The organism is Bacillus sp. MC1252 (assembly GCF_056838025.1).
Window position 1 is genome coordinate 395,449 of record NZ_CM166369.1, and the last position, 25,922, is coordinate 421,370.

17 protein-coding genes are annotated in these 25,922 nt (G+C 41.6%); 11 read left to right on the forward strand and 6 right to left on the reverse strand.

Annotation, left to right across the window (positions count from 1 at the left end; genetic code table 11):
* Window positions 1–6 precede the first annotated feature (6 nt).
* Entirely contained in the window at window positions 7–8,205 is an 8,199-nt protein-coding gene (locus ACYH0L_RS01960) for an amino acid adenylation domain-containing protein (protein ID WP_482354307.1), read from the forward strand.
* Window positions 8,206–8,211: 6 nt separating this feature from the next.
* Window positions 8,212–8,952, forward strand: a complete 741-nt coding sequence (locus tag ACYH0L_RS01965; protein ID WP_099726081.1) for a thioesterase II family protein — start codon at window positions 8,212–8,214, stop codon at window positions 8,950–8,952.
* A gap of 36 nt (window positions 8,953–8,988) precedes the next feature.
* Here ACYH0L_RS01965 and ACYH0L_RS01970 read toward each other — a convergent pair whose 3' ends face one another.
* On the reverse strand, window positions 8,989–9,903 hold the full coding sequence (locus ACYH0L_RS01970; protein WP_099726080.1) for a DMT family transporter: 915 nt from the start codon (window positions 9,901–9,903) through the stop codon (window positions 8,989–8,991).
* A gap of 130 nt (window positions 9,904–10,033) precedes the next feature.
* On the opposite strand from ACYH0L_RS01970, the gene ACYH0L_RS01975 reads away from it, so the two are divergent.
* Window positions 10,034–11,371, forward strand: a complete 1,338-nt coding sequence (locus ACYH0L_RS01975; protein ID WP_099726079.1) for an aminotransferase-like domain-containing protein — start codon at window positions 10,034–10,036, stop codon at window positions 11,369–11,371.
* Here ACYH0L_RS01975 and ACYH0L_RS01980 read toward each other — a convergent pair.
* The gene (locus ACYH0L_RS01980; RefSeq protein ID WP_410610220.1) at window positions 11,368–12,060 is read right to left on the reverse strand and encodes a 4'-phosphopantetheinyl transferase family protein; all 693 of its coding nucleotides are present in this window, start codon (window positions 12,058–12,060) and stop codon (window positions 11,368–11,370) included. The genes ACYH0L_RS01975 and ACYH0L_RS01980 overlap by 4 nt on opposite strands.
* 178 nt (window positions 12,061–12,238) lie before the next feature.
* The gene (locus ACYH0L_RS01985) at window positions 12,239–12,883 is read right to left on the reverse strand and encodes a YczE/YyaS/YitT family protein (protein ID WP_099726077.1); all 645 of its coding nucleotides are present in this window, start codon (window positions 12,881–12,883) and stop codon (window positions 12,239–12,241) included.
* 547 nt (window positions 12,884–13,430) lie between these two features.
* Between ACYH0L_RS01985 and ACYH0L_RS01990 the strand changes: the two genes are divergently transcribed.
* The 3 genes from ACYH0L_RS01990 (at window position 13,431) to ACYH0L_RS02000 (ending at window position 17,975) form a co-directional block, all read left to right on the forward strand.
* Window positions 13,431–17,036 (forward strand): isopeptide-forming domain-containing fimbrial protein, encoded by a 3,606-nt coding sequence (locus ACYH0L_RS01990; protein ID WP_482354308.1) that lies wholly within the window; start codon window positions 13,431–13,433, stop codon window positions 17,034–17,036.
* Window positions 17,037–17,042: 6 nt separating this feature from the next.
* Window positions 17,043–17,594, forward strand: coding sequence for a class D sortase (locus ACYH0L_RS01995; protein ID WP_410610222.1), 552 nt, complete (start codon window positions 17,043–17,045; stop codon window positions 17,592–17,594).
* 96 nt (window positions 17,595–17,690) lie between these two features.
* A complete protein-coding gene (locus tag ACYH0L_RS02000) occupies window positions 17,691–17,975 on the forward strand; it encodes an AbrB/MazE/SpoVT family DNA-binding domain-containing protein (RefSeq protein WP_099726074.1) in 285 nt (94 codons plus the stop codon).
* Window positions 17,976–18,014: 39 nt separating this feature from the next.
* On the opposite strand, the gene ACYH0L_RS02005 is transcribed toward ACYH0L_RS02000, so the two are convergent.
* Genes ACYH0L_RS02005 through tcyA form a run of 3 tightly spaced genes read right to left on the reverse strand, consistent with a single transcriptional unit; the run spans window position 18,015 to window position 20,265 of the window.
* Window positions 18,015–18,758: an amino acid ABC transporter ATP-binding protein gene (locus ACYH0L_RS02005; protein WP_099726073.1), complete on the reverse strand. Its 744-nt coding sequence runs from the start codon at window positions 18,756–18,758 to the stop codon at window positions 18,015–18,017.
* A 12-nt stretch (window positions 18,759–18,770) separates the two neighbouring features.
* On the reverse strand, window positions 18,771–19,463 hold the full coding sequence (locus ACYH0L_RS02010) for an amino acid ABC transporter permease (RefSeq protein ID WP_099726072.1): 693 nt from the start codon (window positions 19,461–19,463) through the stop codon (window positions 18,771–18,773).
* Window positions 19,450–20,265 carry a cystine ABC transporter substrate-binding lipoprotein TcyA gene (gene tcyA, locus ACYH0L_RS02015; RefSeq protein WP_044140489.1) on the reverse strand — a complete coding sequence of 272 codons (816 nt, stop codon included), beginning with the start codon at window positions 20,263–20,265 and terminating at the stop codon, window positions 19,450–19,452. The genes ACYH0L_RS02010 and tcyA overlap by 14 nt, the downstream gene beginning before the upstream one ends.
* 350 nt (window positions 20,266–20,615) lie before the next feature.
* On the opposite strand from tcyA, the gene ACYH0L_RS02020 reads away from it, so the two are divergent.
* The 5 genes from ACYH0L_RS02020 (at window position 20,616) to ACYH0L_RS02040 (ending at window position 25,641) form a co-directional block, all read left to right on the forward strand.
* Entirely contained in the window at window positions 20,616–21,230 is a 615-nt protein-coding gene (locus ACYH0L_RS02020) for a dienelactone hydrolase family protein (RefSeq protein WP_099726088.1), read from the forward strand.
* 334 nt (window positions 21,231–21,564) lie between these two features.
* Window positions 21,565–22,998: an amino acid permease gene (locus tag ACYH0L_RS02025; RefSeq protein ID WP_099726070.1), complete on the forward strand. Its 1,434-nt coding sequence runs from the start codon at window positions 21,565–21,567 to the stop codon at window positions 22,996–22,998.
* 287 nt (window positions 22,999–23,285) lie between these two features.
* Window positions 23,286–23,534 (forward strand): hypothetical protein, encoded by a 249-nt coding sequence (locus ACYH0L_RS02030; protein WP_099726069.1) that lies wholly within the window; start codon window positions 23,286–23,288, stop codon window positions 23,532–23,534.
* A gap of 57 nt (window positions 23,535–23,591) precedes the next feature.
* Window positions 23,592–24,320 carry an ATP-binding cassette domain-containing protein gene (locus ACYH0L_RS02035; RefSeq protein ID WP_180275458.1) on the forward strand — a complete coding sequence of 243 codons (729 nt, stop codon included), beginning with the start codon at window positions 23,592–23,594 and terminating at the stop codon, window positions 24,318–24,320.
* Window positions 24,274–25,641: a hypothetical protein gene (locus ACYH0L_RS02040; protein ID WP_099726067.1), complete on the forward strand. Its 1,368-nt coding sequence runs from the start codon at window positions 24,274–24,276 to the stop codon at window positions 25,639–25,641. Before ACYH0L_RS02035 ends, ACYH0L_RS02040 begins: the two co-directional genes overlap by 47 nt.
* Window positions 25,642–25,922: the final 281 nt, after the last annotated feature.

Genomic DNA, 25,922 nt, shown 5'->3' on the forward strand with positions numbered 1-25,922 from the left:
AGAAGAATGCTAGTTAGTAGACGAAAAGGAAATGCAGCAAATCATATCGTCAGAATCAACGGAAAACGAATCGATCTCAAAGCAGTAGAGCGCGTCATCATGCTTCACTTTCCCCTAGAGGAATGTGTTTTGATCCCGAAGAAAAAACAAGAGGGCGGCCTATCGCTTGTGCTATTTGCACAGGCGAAGGACCCTTCGCTGACAAGGGAGGATCTGATGAACGGCCCGCTTCATCCTTATGAAGTGCCAGCCGCTCTCGTCTTATTACCTTCCTTGCCAAAGACAGAAAGTGGAGCAGTCGATACAGAGGCACTGCTTTCAATTGATCTACTAGATCAAGAGGAATTAAGAAAGATAGAAGAACGCACCAAAGACATAGATGGAGTAGAGGAAGCGGCTGCTTTCATTGAGAGTCAGACAGAAAGACAGACGCCCTATCATTTAGATGACTTATTCCCTGATAGACAGCGTACTCAAGGAAACGAATCGATCTCAAAGGGTGAAGCCAGCGAAACAAAACAATCATCTGCCCATGAAAAACCGCCAGCACTTGTTTACGGCGGTGATGTCATCGAAAAACCAGGTACACCTGTCACACTGACAGAGGTGTTGATCCGTGCAGCCTTTATGTCACCTGACCGCGGGGTCACTTATATCAAAGAAGGCGGTCACACGGTGAACCAAACCTACCCTGAACTACTAACAGGCGCTGAACGGGTCCTGTCTGGATTAAGGGCAGCAGGACTGACAAACGGTGATCAAGTGTTACTACAATTGAAAGATCATCACGATTTTATCACGGTGTTCTGGGGCTGTATTCTCGGTGGAATCATTCCAACCCCAGTCTCTGTGCCGCCTGTGTATGATGAAATGAATCAAGGTGTGAACAAGCTGAAGGGAGTGTTTCAGCTGCAAAACGAACCTTTCATCATTACAAACGAAGCGAGTGCTGAGGAGATTGCCGGGCTGCGAGAGACATTTGAATCAAAAGCGATTCCTATTTTAACAATCGAAACATTGCTGGCGTGTGAACCAGATGAACAGCATTATGAGCCGGAGCCGGATGAGCCTGTGCTTCAGCTGCTATCTTCAGGAAGTACGGGTGTACCAAAATGTATCCGTCACAACCATCAAAGTATTTTGTCTAGAATCATCTCCTTTGAGCAGGCAAATGGTTTTACGTATGAGGATGTGTCGCTTAACTGGATGCCGCTTGACCATGTAGGAGGTATTGTCATGTTTCATGTACATGATGTTTACCTAGGCTGCCAGCAGATTAGTCCATCCATTGATCAATTTATCGAGCGGCCGATGGTGTGGCTTGATTGGATAGAAACATACGGCGTCACCAGAACATGGGCACCAAACTTTGCTTTTGCCATGATGAATGAATATGAGGACGAGATTCGCAAGGGGAGCTGGGATCTCTCTACCCTGACCTATATCATGAATGCAGCCGAAGCGGTGGTTCCAAAAGTAACGCAGCGTTTCATGCACATCATGGGTCAGCACGGGTTAAGCCGCCATGCGATGGTGCCGGCTTACGGTATGTCAGAAACATCCTCAGCCATTGTTCAGTCAAAGGAATTCATGCGGCAGGGTGATCAGGATGGACAGCTGACCATCGACCAGACCTCGTTAACAAGTGAGATTCAATATGTAGCGCATGATCATCCGCACAAGATGACGTTTACAGAAGTAGGTGCGCCGATTCCTTCTGTATGGATTCGGATTGTAGATGAGCATCACCAGGTACTTCCAGAAGATCAGGTGGGGCGCTTGCAGGTGAAGAGCCCAACGATCATGATGGGCTACTATCGAAATGAGGAAGCCAATCAAGAAGTATTTGCGGAAAACGGCTGGTTTCACACAGGGGATTTAGGGTTTATTCACGAAGGGCGTCTTGTTCTTACAGGCCGGGAAAAGGACATCATCGTCATCAACGGAGCGAACTATTTGAATTACGAAATTGAAGCCGTTGTGGAAGAAGTTGACGGGGTTGAAGTCACCTTTGCCGCTGCGTACGGCATTTATAATCCGGAATCAAGCAACGATACGCTCGCCGTCTTTTTTGTCTCACAAAAGGATTCGATAGAGGATCAAATCATGATGATTCAGCAGATTAGAGAGGCGATCATTCGAAAAATTGGGATAGAGCCTGATCATATCATTCCTGTGAAAAAAGACCAATTTCCGAAAACAGAAAGTGGGAAAATTCAGCGTGCCCAGTTAGGCGCGGCGCTTAAAGATGGAGTGTTCCGCGACATTGAACGTGCACTTGATCTTGCCTCAGAAAATGATCAAACACTCCCAGATTGGTTTTTCAAACGCATATGGGCGAAGGAACATATCGGTCCGTCTCAGCCAGCTTCCACTGATCATATACTCGTTTTCGAGGATGAAAAAGGGCTTTACCAATCGCTTTACGCACAATTCGAACAAACGAATCAGTCCTATGTTTCTGTGAAGAAGGGGCATGAATTTTTACGCCTGTCAAAAGGAATGTATCAGATGAATCCGAGAATCAAGGGGGATTACGTCAGGCTCATTGCAGCGCTTGAAGCAGATGAACTAAAGACCGGCCGCATGCTCCATCTGTGGAATGTGTCGGACAAAGAAGAGATCGTTGATCCTGCTCAGTTCAAAGAACTGCATGAAAGTACCAGCCAATCCATTTTGTATCTATATCAAGCGCTGAGACAAGAAAACCAAGAGCCGATCCGTCTCGCCGTTGTGACAAAAGGTGGTCAATTTGTGAACCCGCAAGACGATCTTCATGTTGCAAAAACAGCGCTGGTCGGTCTGTTAAAAACCATCCCGCAAGAATGGGAAGGGGCAGAGGTGTCTCATATTGATATTGAAGCGGAGAATGTGGAACAGGATGCCAAACGCATAGCTGAAGAACTGTCTGCGATTCATATGAAATCAGAGGTGGCTTACCGACAGGGGCATCGTCTCGTACCAAAGCTGGAAAAAGTCGATATGATCGAAGCACCTCAAACAGAAGGATTTTTAGAATATGAAGGTCTTTATTTGCTGACTGGAGGACTTGGCGGTATTGGGTTTGAGCTGTCTAAGCAGATGCTCCAATTTGGCTTAAAGCTCGTGTTAATTGGACGGACGCCTCTTGAAGAAGACGGGGAAAAGGAAAAGGCGTTCTCACAGCTTAAAGGTCTTGGAGACGTCATCTATGTCCAAGCCGATGTGACCCATTTATCCGATGTCGAGCAGGCGATTTATGAAGCGGAAAAGCATTTTGGACAGTCGATCCGGGGAGCGCTCCATTTAGCCGGAGCTGGCAATGTGTCTGAGCATTTTCAGCATGCGGACAAGTATACACTGGCTCATACATCAGAGGAAGATTTCACAAAAGAATTATCAGGAAAAGCAGACGGAGCCTGGGTGCTGCAGGAAGCCTTCAAGCATGATCCGACAGTACCACTCGTCTTTTTTGGATCGGTCAATGGCTTTTTTGGCGGTACAACATTCGGGGCATACTCTGCGGCGAACAGTTTTTTAGATGGACTCGCGCACGCTCTCACCTTTCAAGAGGGAAGAAGAGCGATCTCTTTGAACTTCAGCATGTGGGATAATCTTGGTTTGTCTAAGGGACATACCGGGGCAGCACTAACCGTACGCAAGGGATTTCAAATGATTGGAAAGAAACAAGGTCTTCACTCATTATGTCTAGGTATTCGGCTAAATGAAGCGCACCTATTTATCGGCTTGGACGGAGCGAATCCGGAAATCGCTGGGCATCTTCAACCAGCTCCAATGCCGCATTTTGAGAAAAAGCTTTATTATACTGTTCAGCCCGGTAAAGAAGTGAATCTTGACGATATCACGGGCGTAACAGTGGGTGACTGGGAGATCAGACAACTACCGGATATACCGAAAAAACAAGATGGCTCTATTGATCATGAAGCCCTCGAGCTGAATCATCATAAAAACGTACACCAGCTTGAAAAACAATTACCAGAAACGCAGACAGAGCAGGTGCTTGCGGCTATATGGGAGGACATTTTAGAAGTAGATCGTGTGTACAAAGAGGATCAATTTTTTGACCTTGGCGGACATTCATTAAAGGCGACTCAAACGATTTCCCGCATCAATCATGAGTTTTCAATCAAGGCACCATTAAAAATACTATTTGAAAGCAAACATCTGGCACATTTGGCGCAAATGGTCGAGGACATCAAAGGAGCTCCAGCCGTTCTTGAAGCCAAGATTCCAAAGCTGGAAAAGCAAACAAGCTATGAGCTGTCACATGCCCAGCAGCGGATTTGGTTCTTATCCACATTAGAAAAGAGCCACCATTACAATATATTAGGTGCTTGGAAGCTGACAGGACGATTACACATTCAAGCATTAACGAAAGCGATTGGTCATTTAACGAAGCGTCATGAGGCACTGCGCGCAACATTCAAATCACTTGGCGGCAAGCCGGTTCAACTCATTCGTGAAGACCTGCCGCCATCAGTGACAGTTGCGAATTTCTCATTATTTAATGAAAAAACAAGAGCGAGAAGACTGGAGCAGCTCATTCATCAAGAAGCGAACCGCATCTATGATTTAGAAAGAGGCCCACTTGCACAGTGGACAATTGTGAATATGGGCAAAGAGGAATATTACCTGCTTTGCGCACAGCATCACATCATTTCAGATGCATGGTCGCTCAGCCTGCTCATTCAGGAACTAGAAGTGGTATATGACGCGTTGCTTGCAGAGAAAACACCTCAGCTCCCAGCGCTTGAAATTGAATGGACAGATTATGTTCATTGGGAAAATGAACAATTAAAGCATCATCAAGCTGACCAAACCTATTGGCTTGATACATTACAAGGAGAGCTTCCAGTGTTAGAGCTGCCGTTTGACCGCCTTCGTCCGCCGGTTCAAACATTCAACGGAGCTACAGAGCAAATCGTACTGGATGAACCGCTTGTCCGGCGCTTGCAGGCCTTGTCCAAGCAGCAGGGCACAACGCTCTTCATGACGATGCTGTCAGCGTATTACGTTCTGCTTCACAAGCTGTCAGGGCAAACAGATGTCATCGTTGGTTCGCCTATCGCAGGACGCGATGCCGAACAATCAGAGCAGATCGTTGGGATGTTTGTGAATACACTCGCGCTGAGACAGGACGTCTCAAAAGTGGATACATTTGCTGATTTAATGGAAAACGTGAAAGAGATGACATTAAAAGCCTTTGAGCATCAGCATTATCCATTTGACAAGCTTGTCGATGACCTTTCAATTGATAGAGATTTAAGTCGATCACCTATTTTCCAAGTCGCCATGGGATATGTAACAGATTCGTTAGAGGTAAACCTAAAAGGGCTGACAACTGAACATGTGATGGTTCATCATACAGTATCTAAATTTGATCTGACTCTGCATGTATTTGAACAGGAGGATCAGCTGTCGATTCATGTGGAATACAATACGGATTTATTTGATCAAGAAACCATCCATCGTTATATGAATTATTATCTCCACCTGTTAGATGGCATGACGGCTCAGCCTGAACGCACTTTTGCTGATTTTTGCTTAATGGACAAAGCAGAACAGGATGCGATGATCATAGGCAAAAATCAAACCGAAACGTCTTATCCAAAGTGTACGCTTCAAGAGTTGTTTGAAGAACAGGTACAGCGTGATCCGCAGCGCATTGCCTTGTCCTATATGGAAGAGCACATGACGTATCAAGCCTTGGATGAGAAGGCAACACAACTTGCTGCTTACTTGCAGTCAAAAGGAATTGGACCAGGTTCACTTGTACCGATGCTCTTTGACCGTTCCTTTGACATGATTGTCTCGGTACTAGGGATCGTCAAGTCGGGTGCTGCGTATGTTCCGATGTCACCTGAATATCCTGATGCACGAATACGTCTGATCGTTCGTGATACACAAAGTGATGTGATCTTAACCCAGTCTCATTTTGCAGAGCGTCTAGTAGATTTTACAGGTACAAAGATTGAAATGGACAAGCCATTACCAGAAACAGACGCAGTGTATGAAAGAGAAAAATCGATCATAGGAGGAGACCAGCTGGCCTATGTCAACTACACATCAGGCTCAACTGGCACACCTAAAGGCGTGATGCTCCCCCATGCAGGAGTTGTTCGCTTAGTTAGAGAAACAAACTATATTGAACTAGGCTCAGAAGATAAGATGCTTCAGCTGTCAAACTATGCATTTGATGCTTTTACATTTGAATTATGGGGAATGCTGCTGAATGGCGGTCAGCTGATTTTGATCCCAAAATATGCAGCACTGAATATGGACGAATTAACTCGGTTGATCAAAACGCATCAAGTGACAGCCAACTGTCTGCCAACCGCATTATTCAATCGACTGATTGAGCACGACCCAAAAAGTGTGGCAGGCTACCGCACATTACTCGTTGGCGGAGAAGCCATGTCTAGTGAGCATGCCCGAAAGGCATTGCCACATATGGAAGGTGTACTCGTCAATGCTTACGGTCCAACAGAAAACACGACCTTAGCGACAACTCATCGAGTCACACACGTACCAGAGCATGCAAGATCAGTTCCAATTGGGGTCCCAGTGGCAAACTCGACTGTCGTCATACTAGATGAATATTTCAAACCAGTACCAGCAGGCGTAAAGGGAGAAATCTATATCGGCGGAACAGGACTGGCTAAAGGGTATCTCCATGACCCAGAACGGACGCAGGAACGGTTTATTGACAATCCATTCCCGGCTTTAAAAGGAGACAAGCTGTATCGTTCAGGTGATCTAGGGAAATGGCGGTCAGATGGCAGCATAGAATATCTCGGCCGAAAAGACAATTTGGTGAAAATTAGAGGCTACCGGATCGAATGTGGAGAAATTGAGACAGCCCTGCTCAAGCATCCGCAAGTAAAAGAATGTACAGTCATCGCCAAAACGTATGGCAGTTCAAAACGGCTGGCGGCTTACCTTGTCACAGATGGGGAGAATCCTGTTCCGGGCTGGAAAGCCTTTTTACAGGAAAGCCTGCCAAGCTATATGATTCCAAGTTACTTTATCGCACTGGATGCGATTCCAGTCACAACGAACGGGAAAGTCGATCAAAAAGCCCTGCCAGAACCGACGGAAATGATCTCTTCCTCTCATGAAACCGGCAAACCGGCAACTGAAACGGAACAACTGGTTGTCTCAGCTTTCATGGAAGTGCTTGGTGTGAAACAAGTTGGCGTGCATGACTCCTTCTTTGATTTAGGCGGAGATTCGATTATGAGTATCCAGGCTGTTGCCAAATTAAAAGAAAAAGGCGTTCGTGTTGATCCAAAATGGATTTTCATGCATCCAGCGCCAGCGCAGTTAGCCGCTTACTTGGACACATTGCCAGAAACCGGCGATCACGTAGAAAGAGAACCGAAGGACTATGTGATCGAGCTGAAAAAAGGCGATCCAGCTGAACCGAGTATTTTCTTTGCACCACCTGCCGGGGGGACGGTGATGGGCTATATCGATGTCGCTAAGCTCATGACACATCAAGGAGCCGTTTACGCTTTGCAGTCACCAGGCTTATATGAGGATGAAGAACCACAATTTCTTCATTACACAGAGCTTGTCACCATTTTTATCGAAGCCATTGAGACCTTCTATCGACCAGGAATTGACTATCTAGCAGGGCATTCGATGGGCGGCCATCTTGCATACGGAATGAACCAGCGGCTCTGCCATGCAGGAAAAGCGCCGAAAGGACTGATCATTTTAGATACGGTTCCAGTGCTAAGAGATGAGGCAGATCAAGCACTCCATGCCGATATGAACGAAGAAGAAGTGAAAATGCTTGCGCTCGTCCTTGGAATGGGAAATCTTGTCGGAATCCAGCCAGAAGCTTTACAAGGATTGAGCTTCCAAGAAGTGAAGCAGAAAATACTCAAAGAGGCAGAAAAGGATGAAGTGGTCCATCAATTTATGAATGATCACTATTTAGATAAATACTTGCAAATGCAGACGCATAATACGATCATGTCACAAGCCATTGAATTAGAAAAAGAACCGTTCCCTGTGCCGTTTTATATTGTACAAAGCAGTGATCACGCCACAGATTTCCAGAAGAAGTTTGCAGACTGGGAGGCTTATACGAAAGAGACATGCACCTATTATCAAATCAAAGGCGACCATGTCACCATGATGAAGAGGCCGCAGGCTGACGAACTTGCACGGATTCTTCAAACTATCATAAAGGGGTAAGGACGTATGAATCAGTTATTTAAAACCTTTGAAAAAAAATCAGACCTCATTCAGCTTATTTGTTTTCCTTTTGCAGGCGGATATTCCGCCTCTTACCGTCCACTCTTTGAACAGCTGAAGGGCATTGCCGAAGTGACAGCAGCAGAGCCCCCGGGCCATGGGACCAATCTCATGCCGCTTGAATCAAGCATTGATCGGCTGGCTGAGTTGTACAAAGAAGGATTGACAGGCAAATTGAACCGTCCATTTATCTTATTCGGACATTCAATGGGAGGACTTGTGGTGTACAGACTGACCCAGCTGCTAGAAAAGGAAGGGATATATCCTGCAGCAGTAGTGATCTCAGCCATTCAGCCGCCGCAAACAAAAAGACAGATTCTGACCCATTTATCCAATGAAGCATTTGTTCAGCATATTGCCGAAATGGGCGGGATTCCAAAAGAATTATTAGAGAACAAGCCAATGATGGATTACTTTACACCGTCCTTGCGTGCAGACTATCAAGCACTAGAAACCTTCCAGCATACAGACAAATCCATCATCGAAGCACCCGTATATTTATTCAACGGAAAGCAAGATGAGAAATGCATGCAAGATGCAAGCGGCTGGCTAAAATGGGCAAAAACCATCGAGCGCACCAATTTCGACGGAGGTCACATGTATATCAACACACACCTTGAGCATTTCGCAGAACAGATGAGACATGTCATTGAACATGCAACAAATCAACAATTGATCAGACATTAAAAAGAAAGCGGTCCTCGTTTGAGGGGCCGCTTTCTTTTATGAATTCTGCTTCTTCACCACATTCCCGCCAATTACCCCGCCAATGACCAACACAGCCCCGATGATATGATACATATCAATCGTTTCATGTAAAATGAGAACCCCGGCGCCTATTGTGATAAACGCAGATAGATTGTTAAAGGTGCTGACCTTTGCAGCTTCAAGCTGAGAGAGTGCGTAGTTAGATAAATATGCAGTGAGAAGTGATGAGAAAATGCCTAAAAAGAGCATAGACCATACAAAAGATGGATGTGTAAATGGACTGAAAAATTGCGTCATTGTATGGTTTACCGAGTGTCTAATGAGCGCTGCTGCATTGAAAAAGACAAATCCAAAGAATGTCATCATGAAGGTGAGTTCAATCACATGGAACCGCCGTGTAATCACCCGGGCAAATACACTGTAAGCACTGGATGACAAGGCAGAAAGTAAAATCAGCACATAGCCGATCATGTGTGAATGTTTCACATCAATTCCCTTCATCACAAAGAGGAGCATCACCCCGCACGCAGAAAGAATGGTAAAGAGCACCTGTATCCATGTGGCACGTTCCTTTAAAAACCACGCTGCCAGCACCATCGTCAGAATGGGAATCGTCGCCTGAATGATACCAGCCTCTGACGAAGACGTATACATTAGCCCCCACACTTGAAATGCAAAAAACAAGACAGGATAAAGCAAGGAAAACGGTACAAGGTAGAAGAGATCACGCCATTGAAAGGATAAACGGTACTTCTTTCGTAAAAATGGATACAGCAAAAGAGCAGCTGCAAAAGAAACTGTAAAGCGGTGTGCCAATAAATCAATCGCATTCGCTGATTCTAATGCGATTTTGACAAATAAGAATGAAAAACCAATGATACAAGCGTATGCTATCGCGGCAAAGTACGCTTTTTGTTTTGAAATGTCCACAACGTTTCTCCTTACAAGAGCATGCATGCTTCAGTTGAATAGACCGGTTCTGTCTTTCTATCGTAAACGGATTATCTTAGGTGTACAATAAGAGTTCATGATATCTGTACCGGTACAAGGGGGAAATGGTGTGAGGAAATATGATCAGCTTGTTTTGAGCTTAAAAGAGAGAATCGAGTGCGGTGAGTACAGGGCTGGTATGAAAATCCCTTCAATTCGCCACTTAGCAGCTCAATATGCTGTGAGTAAAAGCACGGTCATTAAAGCGCTAGACACATTGGAACGTGAACACCTGCTTTATTCTGTGGAAAGAAGCGGCTATTTTGTCGTGAAAACGAATCAGTCTTTGGGCAAGCAGGACAGCACACGGATTGATTTCGCTTCATCGGCGCCTGATCCTGTTGTGTTTCCATATGTCGATTTCCAGCACTGCATCAACCAAGCGATCGATTTGTATCAAAATGATCTATTTATTTACGGCACAGCCAACGGATTACCATCGCTGCTGCCAGTCATTTCAAAGCGATTGATGGATTATCAGGTATTTGCAAATCCAGAACAGATCGTCATGACCTCTGGTATTCAGCTGGCTTTATCGATTTTAAGCACCATTCCGTTTCCGAATGGAAAACAGACCATATTAGTCGAACAGCCTGGCTATCACCTATACCTCAAATATTTAGAGAAAAATCAATTGCCCGTGCGCGGGATTCAGCGGACTGAAAAAGGACTAGACCTTCAGGAATTGGAGCGCATCTTTCGAGAAGAGGAGATTCGCTTTTTCTACACGATGCCAAGATTTCAAAATCCGCTTGGAACGAGTCTATCGAAACAAGAAAAAATAGCGATTGCTGCCCTTGCTAAGACATATGATGTCTACATCGTTGAAGATGATTATGTAGCTGATTTAGAATTCGATACAAAAAGAGACCCGATCTATTCTTACGATCAGGCGGGAAAGGTCATTTATTTAAAAAGCTTCTCAAAAATCATCTTTCCAGGACTTCGAACAGGAGCTGTCGTCTTACCTGAAGAACTGATTGGACCTTTTAGTGAACACAAACGGCTCATTGATATCGACAGCTCGATGCTGTCTCAGGCAGCCTTAGAAATTTATTTGAAAAGCGGGATGTTTGAGCGGCATAGAGAAAGGATGCGGACAACCTATCGAAACCGATCCAAACAGCTGGTGACATGTTTAAAAAACGACCAAGGCACCTACCAGCTGGGGGAGGAGGACCCAGCTACCCATACACATCTTCTTGTCGATCGGTCCATTCCAATGAATCACCTCATTCAGCAGCTGAAAAAGGCATCTGTTTACGTTCAGCCAATAGACCGCCATTACATCTCTACTTTTCAGAAAGACTCCATTCTTCCACTGAACATCTGGCACGTGAAAGAAGAACAATTAACACGTGGAGTCGATTTGTTAAAGACGGCACTTCAGCAAATCGCACGTTATTAAAGGCGGGACAGCACCTCGTTGCAAGTGAGTGTCTCGACACTCTCAGCCGCAGCAGGTTTTCTTGTGCAAACGGCCATTTGATAAGCAGGATCAAATGAGTATGTTTGGACAAAGCAAGGGGCTTCATGATCAGGTAATGTCAAAGAAGCCTGTCCATCTGCTGACAGACGGGCTGTAAAGGACGATAGACCATAGGATAATCCCTTTCCAGTCAGCTTGATAAAGGCCTCCTTCATTGACCATAGATGAAAGAAGTAGGCTTCCTGTCGTTCCGCCGGTTGTGAGAGTAAATCCTGATATTCATCAGCTGAAAAAAACCGCTTGGCAATCGCTAGATCAATGGGTTTTATCTCCTCAATATCTATGCCAACGGGTGCATCATCTACTGCGCAAACCACCCAATCGCCAGAGTGAGAAAGGTTAAAATGAAAGGAAGGGATTTGCCGGACGACAGGCTTGCCATTTCCTTCTGTTTCAAAAACGACCTGATCGATGGGAAGGTCGTACATATCATGGATGATTTGACGAATCAACACTTCTCCTAACAGCGTTCTTCTTGCATCGATCAGAAAACGAAAGCGCTCAGCCGCAGCGCGCTTTTCAGGTGACACAAAGGGCTTCAGCCGATCGATTTGTTTTCGTGCTTCTATGTCATGTAATTGTTGTAATTGGATAGCGAAAATCTTCATAACGAACCTCAATTTTTTACATTTATTGTACCATTTGAGGGAGCCACGCAAAAGGAGAACAGGAATCATCGTGAAAAAAGCTGCATGAGGATTCTTCTCCTATTTGTGGATATGGGAATATTCAGTTTATTTGGTGTAGCACAAGAAAAGCCATTCTCATCAGTAGAATGGCTTTTTCCTATCGGGTAAGGGTTTGAACGGGTTTCTCTGCCGTTTTTGTAATAAGCAGCTGCAAAAGCCGTGTGGATTGTGGCAAGGAGAAACGGAGTACGAGTCCTGTAAAGATGGCGGTCAGAATTGTTCCAATTCCGATCGGTCCGCCAAGCATCCATGCAAATAGAAGCACTGTTAGCTCAATTCCATTTCGGACCCATTGCACGTTCAAGCCTGTTTTTGCTGAGATGAGCAGCATTAATGAATCTCTTGGCCCGGCGCCAAGATTGGCTGAAACATAAATGCCGACACCGTAACCAGAAACAACAACGCCCGTAATAAACACATATAAAGCGGGTAAATACCCATGTGGTGCAGGTAATACCGCATTAAAGAAATCAATAAACACGCCAATCAGCACCATGTTCAGTAAAGCGCCGATCTTTGGAAATGATTTCGTGAAAACAGATGTCAGTGTCACAATCAGTGCACCAATAATGATGGACCATTGCCCAATCGTGAGTCCAAAGTGCTGAAACAGTCCGTAATGAAAAGCGTCCCAAGGACCAATTCCAAGGATCTTTCCTTTCACTGTCAGCGATAGTCCAAAAGCAAGTACAATCAATCCAACAAAATAAAAAAACCAACGAAAAAGATGTTCCCGCTTCAAAAGCATTCCCTTCTTTCTTAAACACTCGATTTCCATCGTAACATACTCACACGCCCCTTTAAATGGCTTTGCTCAATTGTAATCGCTTACTTCAGAAAAGAATTTTCCCACTAAAAAAGAGTGAAAACATCAAAATAAGCAGCAAGACTTTCGAATTGTTTTTTCTTGACAATGCGAACCATTAATTTCCTTTTTTTAAGAGAATAAGAAAAAAATTCAATATAGATTGACAGAAAAATAAGCTTTAACCAATTAAAGAATAATTATCATGAAATAGAAGAGATTGTATGCAAATTACGTCATTAGACCTGTTTGAAAGGCTAGATAAATACTGAGATTTATTATAAAAAGAGCTTCTTTTATTGGAAAAAACACAAGAAAACCAAACAGTTAGAGGCATCTATTACCAAAGGGCTATTTTTGTCGAAAATAGTCGTTTAGTCATGTTGAGGATTCTGAAATATTACTGATATTCTTTACCAAAGTATGGGGGGTGAGCTGGTACATACCTTTGCTATATGAAGCACGAAAAAAGGGAGGGCAAAGAATGAACATATTGAAAAGAACGAGTCAATTATTTCTTATATTGGTGCTGATTGTTGGAAATTTATTAACGGTCTCACCAGCTGTTTCTCAAGCAGCTGGGACGGTGGTTGTAAACAACACAGATTCCTACATGATTGGAAGAGATCCATTGACTCTTTATCAGCTTGATGGGAATAATCCAACCAGCGTAAAGGCTAGTGTGCAGGTGAAAGGGATTAATACGAATTTAGTCAACGGTGTTGCTGTCAATGATCAAGAAAATACTGTGTATGCTACTACGACAGCAAGCGGAGAGCCTGTTCTTTATAAAATAAATGCAACTTCTGGACAAGCAGAGCGTGTAGGTGTACTAGGTGGAGGTGCTTCTAATGCCATTGTTCATAATGGTAAATATATACATTCTTATGCTTCAGGTGGTGAATACTTCCTTGGAACGTACGATTTAGCTACGGGTCAAAAAACGTCCAAAAAAATTGTAGGCTATGACATCGGCTCTGGCGTTGGCGGGGACCTTGTAGTCGATAAAGACGGCTATCTTTGGTTCGCATCTAATGGAAGTGGAGCCATTGCGCAAATGAATCCTGATACAGCTGAAGTCATTCGTGTCATTCCAATTAAAAATGCGGATGGTAAAATGATTGAAGGAGGCGTTCGGGGGATTAGCTTTTTGCCAAATGGACAAATGCTATTACAGTCAGGGTTAAATGAGTCTATCGGACATTCTACTCTTTTTACACTTGATGCGAAAACATTAAGTACAACTTATATGGGTACTGCAGGTAATTCATTATCTTACGACTTAGCTTCACGGGTGAAACCAGAATTTGATCCATATCCTCCAGAGCTTGAATCAGAAAAATCTGTTGTCTTACAGAAAAAAGCAGAGGGCAACACAGATGAGAAGCATCCAGAAGTAGGCGACACGCTGCTTTATACAATTAAAGCAAAAAATACCGTGCAATATGGTATTGTTAAAAATCTGATCATATCAGATAATCTTCCGAGCAGCTTAACCTATGTTCCAGGCTCGCTTAAGGTGGATGGCGCAAGTGTAACAGATGCCAAAGATCAAGACAAAGGTGACTATACAAACGGCACTGTGACTGGTCAAATAGGTGACGTGAAAAATACTGGTTGGCACACAGTGACATTTGAAGCGAAAGTAGGAAAAGGTCAAGCGGGTAAAGACATTCAAAACACAGCGAATGTAAAGGGAGAAAATACCCCGCCAGACAAACCAACAACGAACATAGAAATCTACCCGCGCGATCCAAAGCTTGAATCAGAAAAATCAGCGGTCTTACAGAAAAAAGCAGATGGTAATACAGATGAGAAGCATCCAGAAGTAGGCGACACATTACTGTATACCATTCAAGCCCGTAATGCTGTTGAAGACAGCGTCATTGAAGATCTTGTGATTTCTGACAAGTTACCTCAAGGATTATCTTATGTACCAAATTCGCTACAGATAGATGGGAATCCAGTCACAGATACAAAAGATCAAGACAACGGTGATATGACAGATGGAACTGTTACTGGAACGTTCGGTGAAGTGAAGGATGCGACATGGCATACCGTGACGTTCGAAGTGACGGTGGACAAAGGTCAGGCAGGCAAAGATATTCAAAATACAGCCAACGTGACAGGCGGCAACACACCGCCGGACGAGCCGACAACGAATGTAGAGATCTATCCTCGTGAACCAAAGCTGACTTCTGAAAAAACAGCCGTCTTGCAGAAAAAAGCAGATGGTAATACAGATGAGAAGCATCCGGAGGTCGGTGACACACTTCTTTATACAATTAAAACCAAGAATACGATAGAAGACAGTCTCGTTGAAAACTTAGTGATCTCAGATGAACTGCCAGAAGGATTAGCATATGTGCCGAATTCACTTGAGGTAGACGGACAAGCGGTTACAGATGAGCAAGATCAAGACAATGGGGACGTCACAAATAGGACCGTCTCAGGACAATTCGGTGACATTAAGGATACAGATTGGCATACAGTGACTTTTGAGGTCACGGTTGAAAAAGGACAATCTGGTCAAGACATTCAAAACACAGCCAGCGTCACAGGTAACAACACACCACCAGATGATCCGACAACAAAAACAGAAATCTATCCTCGTGACCCAAAGCTTGAATCAGAAAAATCAGCGGTCTTGCAGAAAAAAGCAGAAGGGAACACAGATGAAGAGCATCCAGAGGTCGGAGATACCCTGCTTTATACAATTAAAACAAAGAATACGATAGAAGACAGTTTGATTAAAGATTTAGTGATTTCAGATCAATTACCAAAAGGGTTGAAGTATGTCACGGGGTCCCTTCAAATTGATGGAGAATCTGTCTCAGATGTGAAAGACGACGATAGCGGAAACTACACAGATGGAAAGGTCACAGGTTCTTTTGGTGATGTCAAGGATACAGACTGGCATACAGTCACCTTTGAAGTGACAGTTGAAAAAGGACAGGCTGGTCAAGACATTCAAAACACAGCCAGCGTCACAGGGGAAAACACACCACCTGATGATCCGACAACGAACACAAAAATTTACCCGCGTGATCCAAAACTATCATCAGAAAAATCAGCGAGCATTCAGAAAAAGGCAGAAGGCAACACAGATAAAAAGACACCACAGGTAGGCGATACCCTGCTTTATACGATCAAAACAAAGAATCTTGAAGAAGACAGCATCGTTGACAATCTCGTGATTTCTGATGAACTGCCAGCAGGTCTTCAATATGTTGAAGGATCACTGAAGGTAGATGGACAGACTGTTACAGATGCAAAAGATGACGACAACGGAGATTACACAAAAGGCACAGTAACCGGTCAATTTGGCCAAATCAAAGACACGGACTGGCATACGGTTACCTTTGAAGCGAAGATCGCCAAAGGCCAAGCGGATAAAACCATTCAAAACACAGCGAAAGTAACAGGCGATAATACACCGCCAGACGAACCAACAACCGAAACAAAAATTGATCCAAGAGATCCAAAGCTTGAATCAGACAAAACATCTGAGATCTCTCAAAAAGCAAAAGGAAATACAAATGAAAAACAAGTTCAGGTAGGCGACACTCTCCTTTACACCATCAAAACAAAAAATAGTGTAGAAGACAGTATCATCAAAGATTTAGTTATCGCAGATAAACTGCCAGAAGGTCTTGAATATGTCGAAGGATCATTAAAAGTAGACGGACAAGCTGTCACAGATGCAAAAGATGACGACAATGGAGATTACACAAAAGGCACAGTGACCGGTCAATTTGGTGACATCCAAGATACAAAATGGCATACAGTGACTTTCGAAGCGAAGGTTGCTAAAGAATATGAAGGTCAAACGATTCAAAATATCGCAGTAGTGAATGGTGAAAATGTAGACGATCCAGACAAACCGGAAAACTCAACTACGGTGGAACCACCTCATGTGCCAGAGGTGCCAGCTAATCCAGACCAACCTTCTGAGCCGCAAAAGGATACACCGGGTCATCACCTTCCGAATACCGCAACAGCGATGTACAACCTTTTACTAGCAGGATTTGCCCTTGTTTTAATAGGTGCAGCCCTTATTGTATGGAATAGAAGAAAAAGAAACGGATAAACGTCCATGTGTCAAAAATTGATCTCTGCCATATTGATCACGGCGGGTCTTTGTCTAGCGATTGTTGGATATTTGAAGGTCATTGATGGACAAAGGGAAGTCGATCAGTCATTCCAGTCTGCACAAGCAGCCATCCAGCAAAAGGAGTCTTCTTTTGCACCGCAGGCTGGAGAAATCATTGGGCTTTTGCACATTCCAAAACTAAAGGCTGAGTTGCCGATTGTAGAAGGAACAGAAGCAGATGATTTGGCAAAAGGTGTTGGACATTATCAAGAGAGCTATTTTCCTAATGAACAGGGACAAATTGTTTTATCTGGGCATCGAGATACTGTGTTCAGACGAACAGGAGAACTTGTAAAAGGGGATCAACTCGTCATTGAGCTTTCATACGGTCGATTTACTTATGAAATTGAAAAAACAAAGATTGTGAAGAAAGATGATACAAGTATCATCACACTGCAACATAAAAAAGAAGAACTTGTCCTAACCACATGTTATCCTTTTTCTTATATTGGTCCTGCACCAAACAGATATATTATATATGGGAAGCGTGTTTAGTCACTGGATCAGCTTGCAACTTCTACTTATCTAGCTGATCGCCTGATAAGGGGGAAATCGCCTATATAAGATCTAGAGATGCAGGAGGGGGTCAATTTGATAAACGAAGACGATGTAAGGCATATAGATAAATTCGGAAGAGTTGTCCTTCCGACGAATATTAGAAAAAGGCTGAAGATTCGCCCGCAAGATTTTATAGAGATCTATCTTGAAGAAGGCCAGATTGTGATGAAACCATACTGGCAGGACAAACCTTGTATAGTGACGGGGCAAGTGACATGCTCCAACAAGGTGCTATCAGGTGGATTGGTCATCAGTCCAGAGGGAGCGAGACTGCTGTTGCAAGATCTACTGGCGCTTCGCTTACAAAAAGAGATATAAAAAAAGCTGTTCTCATCACGTGAGAACAGCTTTTTTTCATCATACCGGATTCAAAATCCGGTTTAAGAATTGCTTTGTTCGTTCTTCTTTCGGTTGTTTGAAAATTTCTTCCGGAGGACCTTGTTCGACAATGACGCCGCCATCAATAAAAATCACTTCGTCTGCCACTTCTTGGGCAAATTTGATTTCATGTGTGACAACCGCCATGGTCCAGCCTTCTTTGGCCAGATCCTTCATGACCTTTAACACTTCCCCGACAAGCTCAGGGTCAAGCGCAGAGGTTGGTTCATCAAAAAGCATGAGCTCTGGCTGAATGGCAAGTGCACGGGCTATGCCGACACGCTGCTTTTGACCGCCTGAAAGCTGGAAGGGATACAGATCTTTTTTATCTTCAAGGCCAACCTTTTGCAAGAGCTGGATGGCTTCTTTTCGAACCGTTTCCTTTGGCCGGCGCTGCACTTGAACAGGACCTTCCATCACGTTCTCAAGCACGGTGCGGTGTGGAAACAGGTGATAATCCTGAAACACCATTCCTGACTTGCGGCGAAGTTTCAGCAGATCAGCTGATTTATTTTTTTTCGAAAAATCAATCGAGAAATCATCGAAGGTAAAGGAGCCGCCATTTGGTGTTTCAAGTGCATTCAAACAGCGAAGCATCGTTGTTTTTCCTGAACCTGATGGACCAAGGATGGCCACAACCTGTCCTTTGTTGATCGTAAAATCAATCGACTTTAGAATCTCATTTTCACCAAAGGATTTCTTTAAGCCTTTGACTGTTAACATGTTGTTCCCTCCTTACCTTGCGACATATCGATCAAGTCGTTTTTCAATTTGGTGCTGAACGAGCGATAGAATGAAGCAGAATACCCAATAGATGAGGGCTGCTTCCATATAAATGAACAAAATTTGATCCAAGTTCGCCGCAGCAATTTCCTGTGACTTACGGAAAAGCTCTGCCACAAGGATTTGGGATGCAAGGGACGTATCCTTCACTAAGCTAATAAATGAATTAGACAGCGGCGGAATCGATACACGCACCGCCTGCGGTAAAATGACACGGACGAGCGTTTTACGATGCGTCATCCCGATGGAATAACCAGCTTCCCATTGTCCTTTTGGAACAGAAAGGACGGATGCACGGATAATCTCCGACGCATACGCACCTACGTTTAATGAAAAAGCAATAATCGCACTTGGATATGGATCCAGTGTGATATTAAATGTCGGAAAAAAATAGAAAATAATAAACAATTGCACAAAAAGCGGCGTTCCGCGAACGGCCGACACATAGATGGAAAAAATCCATCTGAGCGCTTTGATTTTAGACATTCTAGCAAGAGCTGTCACAAGCGCAATAAAAATACCGATGATAAAGGCAATGATGGCGAGGGGAATTGTATAATAAATTCCCTGCATCACCATTGGCCAGAAAGATTGCTGAAGAAGATCCCAAGGAATGACGACTCCTAGGGTATTATTTTGTAACATCTTCACCAAACCATTTCTTAGAAATCTTCGCGAGAGTACCGTCTTTCTTCATTTCTTTTAATGCGCCATTCACTTTGTCAACGACTTCGCCGCTGCCTTTTCTGAAGGCAAAATAGGTTTCTTGAGGATCTCCTGTTTCAAATGCAACTTTTAGGTTTTTGTTACCGCTTGTTTTCAAGTAGTTCAATACAGCCAATTTGTCATTGAACGTCAGATCAGCACGTCCTTGCTGAATCAATTGAATGGATTGTGCAAGACCTTCAACGCCTTCAATCTTAGCGCCAGCATCTGTAGCAAGCTTATTGTAGTTACTTGTTAATGATTGTGCTGCTTTTTTTCCTTTGACATCAGATAGTTTTTTGATGTCGTTGTTATCTGATTTTGTCACAACTATGGCTTGAGACGTTGTGTATTTATCAGAGAACTCGTATTGATTTTCACGTCCAGTTTTACCAACTTGGTTTGCTACCACGTCAAAACGTTTTGAATTCAGTCCAGCAAACATACTGTCCCATTGTGTTTCTTTGAATTCAGGTTTTAAGTCAAGACGTTTTGCTACTTCTGTGATGACCTCTACATCGTAGCCAGTTAATTTATCTGTCTTTTTGTCATGGAATGTGAAAGGAGCATAAGTACCCTCTGTACCGATCGTTAATACGCCTTTATCCTGAATGGATTTCCAAAGGTCACCTGATTCCTTAGACCCAGATTGTTTATTCGCGTTGTCGTTTGCACCTGATCCACATGCCGTGATCAATGCAACACAAGCGCCTAGCATAATGGCAAAGAACATTTTTTTCATTTTATTCCCCACTTTTCTTGTTGGTATTTACAACATATGATCTTACAGAGAAGCAACCTAAAAGTAAAGCATTTGAAATTATCTTGAGCGAATCTCACCAACTTTATGCTCGGACAACCGATAGAACTATACCAAATCAAAAGATGAATACAACAAAACACGAACTCAAGCGGTCATTAAGATCAATCGAGTGGTGAGAATGTTAGATAGACTATTTAATGGGGAAATATGCTATGATCATCACATCGAAAGAGTTAAGGTGATGTTTGACATTAGATTCATTTGACTTGTAAGAAAATAAAGGAAACGATCCTCCAGTGAACCAAAGTATAAAAGGGAAGTGTGATCATTTGCAAACATCAAAACAAAAACCCGTCATGATCTTAATACACGAAATATACGGAATAAATGATCATATGAAGAGGATGATCGATCATTTTGAAAAAGCTGGTTTTGAGGTCTACTGTCCTCATTTATTGGGACAGGTCAAACACTTCCCTTATGCCAGTGAGAATGAGGCTTACGGCTACTTTATGAATAAAGTTGGTTTTGATGAATCGGTAAAGAGCGTACTGAATGTAGCAAAAGAGTTGAAAACAAAAAATCCAAAGATAAACATATTTCTACTAGGTTTTAGTGTGGGGGCAACAATTGCCTGGCGATGCAGCCAATATGATCAGTTGTTTACCGGAGTCATTGGATTTTATGGTTCAAGGATCAGAGATTACGTCGATATTACGCCTGCCTGCAAAACGCTGTTATTTTTCCCAGAGGTCGAAGCATCCTTTAACCCTCGGGAGGTTGCGAGTGTTTTGGAGAAAAAGGATGAGCTTCGCGTGACAATAGTAGAGGGAAAGCATGGATTTGCCAATCCATATTCTGCGGCTTTTCACGCTGAATCGAAAAATTGTTGCTTTCAGGAAATAGATGATTTTATCAAAGCAGGTCTGCTGAAAGAAGTATGACTTGTGGATGTTTAAACAGTGGTGTCTTATAGTGATCATAAGAAATGTCTGAAATGAGACTCGAAAAGAGCGAAATGAAACCAGTGTGTAAAGATAAAGTTGCACGCTGGTTTTTTTGTGAAAACATTTTGGATAAATGGCAACCTATCAAATGCTCAGACCCACCGCCCATTTGTGCGAACATTACTAAAATAAAGACTTTGTGACAGTGACCATAGAAGGAAGCATATTTATTATAAAAGATGTATAATTAGTAGGTTGTTTTAAAAATGGAATGAATCACATGGAGACATGTTTTGATAACAGAGCATCTTAGAAGAAGGAGGACATCATTGTGGATGTTGGACAAAATCAGCCTGAACAATTGAAAAGGGCGATGACCTCCCGCCATTTATTTATGATTTCACTTGGCGGTGTCATTGGGACAGGCTTTTTCTTAGGAACGGGCTATACGATTGGACAAGCAGGTCCAGTCGGAGCCGTTCTTTCTTATATTGTGGGTGGATTGATTATGTATTTAACCATGCTGTGTCTTGGAGAGCTGTCAGTTGCACTTCCTGTCTCGGGGTCGTTTCACACGTATGCGACCAAATTTGTCAGTCCTGCCGCTGGTTTTGCTGTTGGCTGGATTTATTGGCTCGGCTGGGCGGCAACCGTCGCACTTGAATTCTTATCAGCAGGACAGCTGATGAGGCGCTGGCTCCCGCAAGTGGATGTGTGGATCTGGTGTTTCATATTTGGGCTGTGTCTTTTCTTATTAAATGCCCGATCTGCGAAAGCGTTCGGGGAGTCGGAATTTTTCTTTTCAACCATTAAGATTGTTGCCATTTTATTATTTATTGGTGTAGGCGGAGCGGCGATGTTTGGTTTCATTCAAACGACGAGCGGGGAACCGGCTCCTTACTTCAGTCACTTTGTAAGTGATGGACTGTTTCCAAATGGATTGCTTGCTGTTGTGGTCACGATGATCACGGTGAATTTTTCGTTTCAAGGGACAGAGCTGATCGGGATTGCGGCAGGGGAGAGTGAAAACCCTGAGAAAACCGTTCCTCGTTCTATTCATCAGACGGTTTGGCGTACACTCGTCTTTTTCGTTTTATCTGTTTTCGTATTAGCGGGTATGGTGCCTTGGAAGGAAGCTGGTGTGCTGGAAAGTCCATTTGTCACCGTGTTTGAGAGAACAGGAATTCCTTATGCGGCAGATATCATGAACTTTGTCATTATCATTGCTTTATTATCTGTTGCAAACTCTGGCTTGTATGCTTCAACGAGAATGCTGTACTCCTTATCGAAGGAAGGAATGGCAGGAAAGGCGTTCAGACGAGTGAATCGGCGCGGTATTCCGATGAATGCCTTACTGCTTACCTTCCTGTTTACAGGGATTTCGCTATTATCTGGGTTCTTTGCAGAGAAAACCGTCTTTGTCTGGATTGTTTCAATTGCCGGAATGAGTGCCCAGGCTGGCTGGATCACAATTACATTATCACAGCTGCTTTTCCGCAGGAGATATTTGAAAGCAGGCGGAAAGCTGGAAAATTTGAAATTTAAAACACCCCTTTATCCGGTTCTGCCGATCATTGCGATCACGATGAATACGATCGTATTGGTCAGCCTTGCCTTTGATCCGGAGCAGCGTATCGGGTTATATGTCGGCGTACCACTCATGATCATTGGATATGTCGTCTATCACCGCTATGTGAAGAAACATCAGGTGAAAAGCGAACCGCTCAAACTGCAAATTCGTGGAGATGATGAGATTCGGTTTTAAGACTAAAAAAAGAAACACTAAATTTAAGAGTATGAGATATTTTAAAACACCTTTGATATAAATTTAAAGGTGTTTTTTGCTAGAGGTCATTTTTCATATTCAACTGAAGTTAGTTCAATCAAAATCTATTGGACTTAATAATTATAAAATTAAAGGGGTGGAAAATGGTAATTTTTAAGAATGAAAGATTAAAACAACCTTAACTTTGTAAAATATACTTGTTTTTTCCAAAAAAATAAATTAATATTATCTTGTATTTTGGAGAGCAGCAGTTAGGAGAGAATAAAGTGTTTGTCATTAGTAAAATTGAGAATAAATTAATGTCTGGTTTATATAAAGTAGGATCTTATTTAAATGAAAAACATAAGGACGTTATTGAAAACAAATGGATAGTATGGGTTATTATTTTAATAGCATTACTTTCTGGTATTGCTTATGCATTTTATTGTACAAGTAAAGGCTACAGTTTCTCAGGTAAAGTTAAGTGGAATTGGCCAAAAGTTTGGGATATCGGGATAGGTTGTAAGGCAAAATAAATTAGTCTATATGCTGTTCTTCAAAATCTCTATTATTTAAATATAGGAATGATAAAAATGATCACTATAAATGACTTAGAAAAAAACTATAATGGTAGCCCTGTTCTGAATAACTTAAGTATAACGTTTGATTCTAAAGGAATCGACATTATTGTTGGAGTAAATGGATCAGGGAAAACAACACTTCTAAATTGTATATGCGATATAACGTCCTTCCAAAAAGGAGATATAAAAATTAATTCTGTTAGCAGAAAGGAAAAAGAAGCAAAACTTAAAATGTTCTATATACCATCTGACTTTTATTTGCCTGAATATTTGTCGGGAAATGAATATGCTGATTTTATTTTTAGACGATATAAGGATGTAAACAAGAAATTATTTGAGTTTATTACCGAAATGTATCATTTGACATCATTTTTAAACGAAAAAATTAGCAATTATTCTTATGGAATGAAAAAGAAATTACAAATAGGCATTGCTTTAGCTTTGGAAGTTGAATACGTATTGGCGGATGAAGTATTTAATGGACTCGATTATGAAAGCTATTTATTGACAGAGTATTTAATAAAAAAATACTCTGCACTCAGAAAATTCATCTTAATTTCACATAACATGGATTTTATTACGCGTAACGACCAGGCCAATATCTATTTACTTAGCAAAGGCACTCTAAGCACTATTAAGAATGTTGGAGATATTGAAGGGATCGTAATAAATAATGGAGAACTACAAAAATACTATGAAAAAATTGATGGATTCATTTCTCGTAACAAAAGTCTTGCTTAATGAGATTTGTCATAATTTATTATCAAATAATATTTTCAAAAAAAGGCATAATCGATATCTTTTATTAGGTATTATTGTAGCTGTTTATATCATGTATTTCTATTTGAATATGTCTGAATTAAATAAAATTTTTATAAGCAAGAATGAAGTTTCTAATGAATTGAGAAACTCACTGTTCTCTAGTCTAACTAATATGATCATTATTATCACTGGTGTTATTTATTTAATTGTAACACTATCCTTCTCTCTTACAAAAAAAATGCAATATCTGTTAAAGATCCTTCCTTTTGAAAAGGGAAGTATATGGTTTGGCAGTGTTATTTTCAAACTATTATTAAGTTATTGCTCTTTTTTAATTGTTTTTGCAATAATGATCCCTATGTTGCGGTTATTTCACTATACTATAGGATTAAATTTTTTAATCTTGATATATTGCCAACTTTTATTCGTTGCAAGTATCTGTTTTTATTATTTAATTTTTTATTCTTTAAGTAGCCTTATTAGATTAAATTTTTTTAATATAAATAATGGGTTATTAGTGTTATTTCTTTTCCTTTATTATTTCTCTTTTCGTTTTAGTATTGACATGAAATTTCAGACATTTAATATTATTGTTGACCATACCTTAGTGGTTAAGTTAATGCTTATTTTATGTGTTTTAATTGCTTCATTTGTGCTATGTATCAATTATCTACACACAAAGATTGATAACGATATATATACTTCTAATGATTTTTATATTTTGAAACTGCCGGTTAATATGAAAATGAATAAATTAAATTTATTAATACTTGGAACTATTAGGAATAAATTAACAATAAGGCTTTTAGGTGTAGTATCTCTAGTCTTTTTATTATCTCTTTTTGATACTAAAAATTTTCTCATTTCATTGACTACACTTGCATACATATATCCCCTTATTTCATTTTCATCTATTAGGTATTTTAATACAACTGTATCATATCGTAAAATGAATTCTTTTTTTGGGATAACTTCTTTAAAAGAATCTTTTATTACAACATTTATGAATTTCCTAATCAATTTCCCACTTATAATCACATCATTGGTGTTATCAGGTGATTTTGTTAAAAGCCTCTATTACGGTGTCATTTTATTTGAAGCAGGGATGATAATGAGTATCATATTTCCGAAAAATAAGAGTTCTTTAAATGAGTTTTCTGCTTCTGTGTTATGTATTGTAATGGCTGTAGGACTTTACCTGATTTCAAATAGTTTGTTTATTTTTATCTCTGTATACTTGTTACTATTTTCAGTTAAATACTATTTATTGGAGAGGAGCTATTTAGATGAGACTGCCTAGATGGATTTTTTGGGGGACAATTTTGTATTTAGTTGCGTTTTTAATTGATTATATAACGACTCTTTTTTCTATTGATCAGACTGGCGTATATATGTCAAAATTAGGACTGAAAATTGACATGACAATGAATGAAGAAGAATTGTACACGAATTTTTCATTTACATCTCAAATTTTAATTATATATATGATATATATTCTCTTTATTATTGCATTATTTGCTATTATAAAGTCTAAAAAAACAGCTAAATAAAGTATGGAAAACCTGCTTTTATTTATAAAAG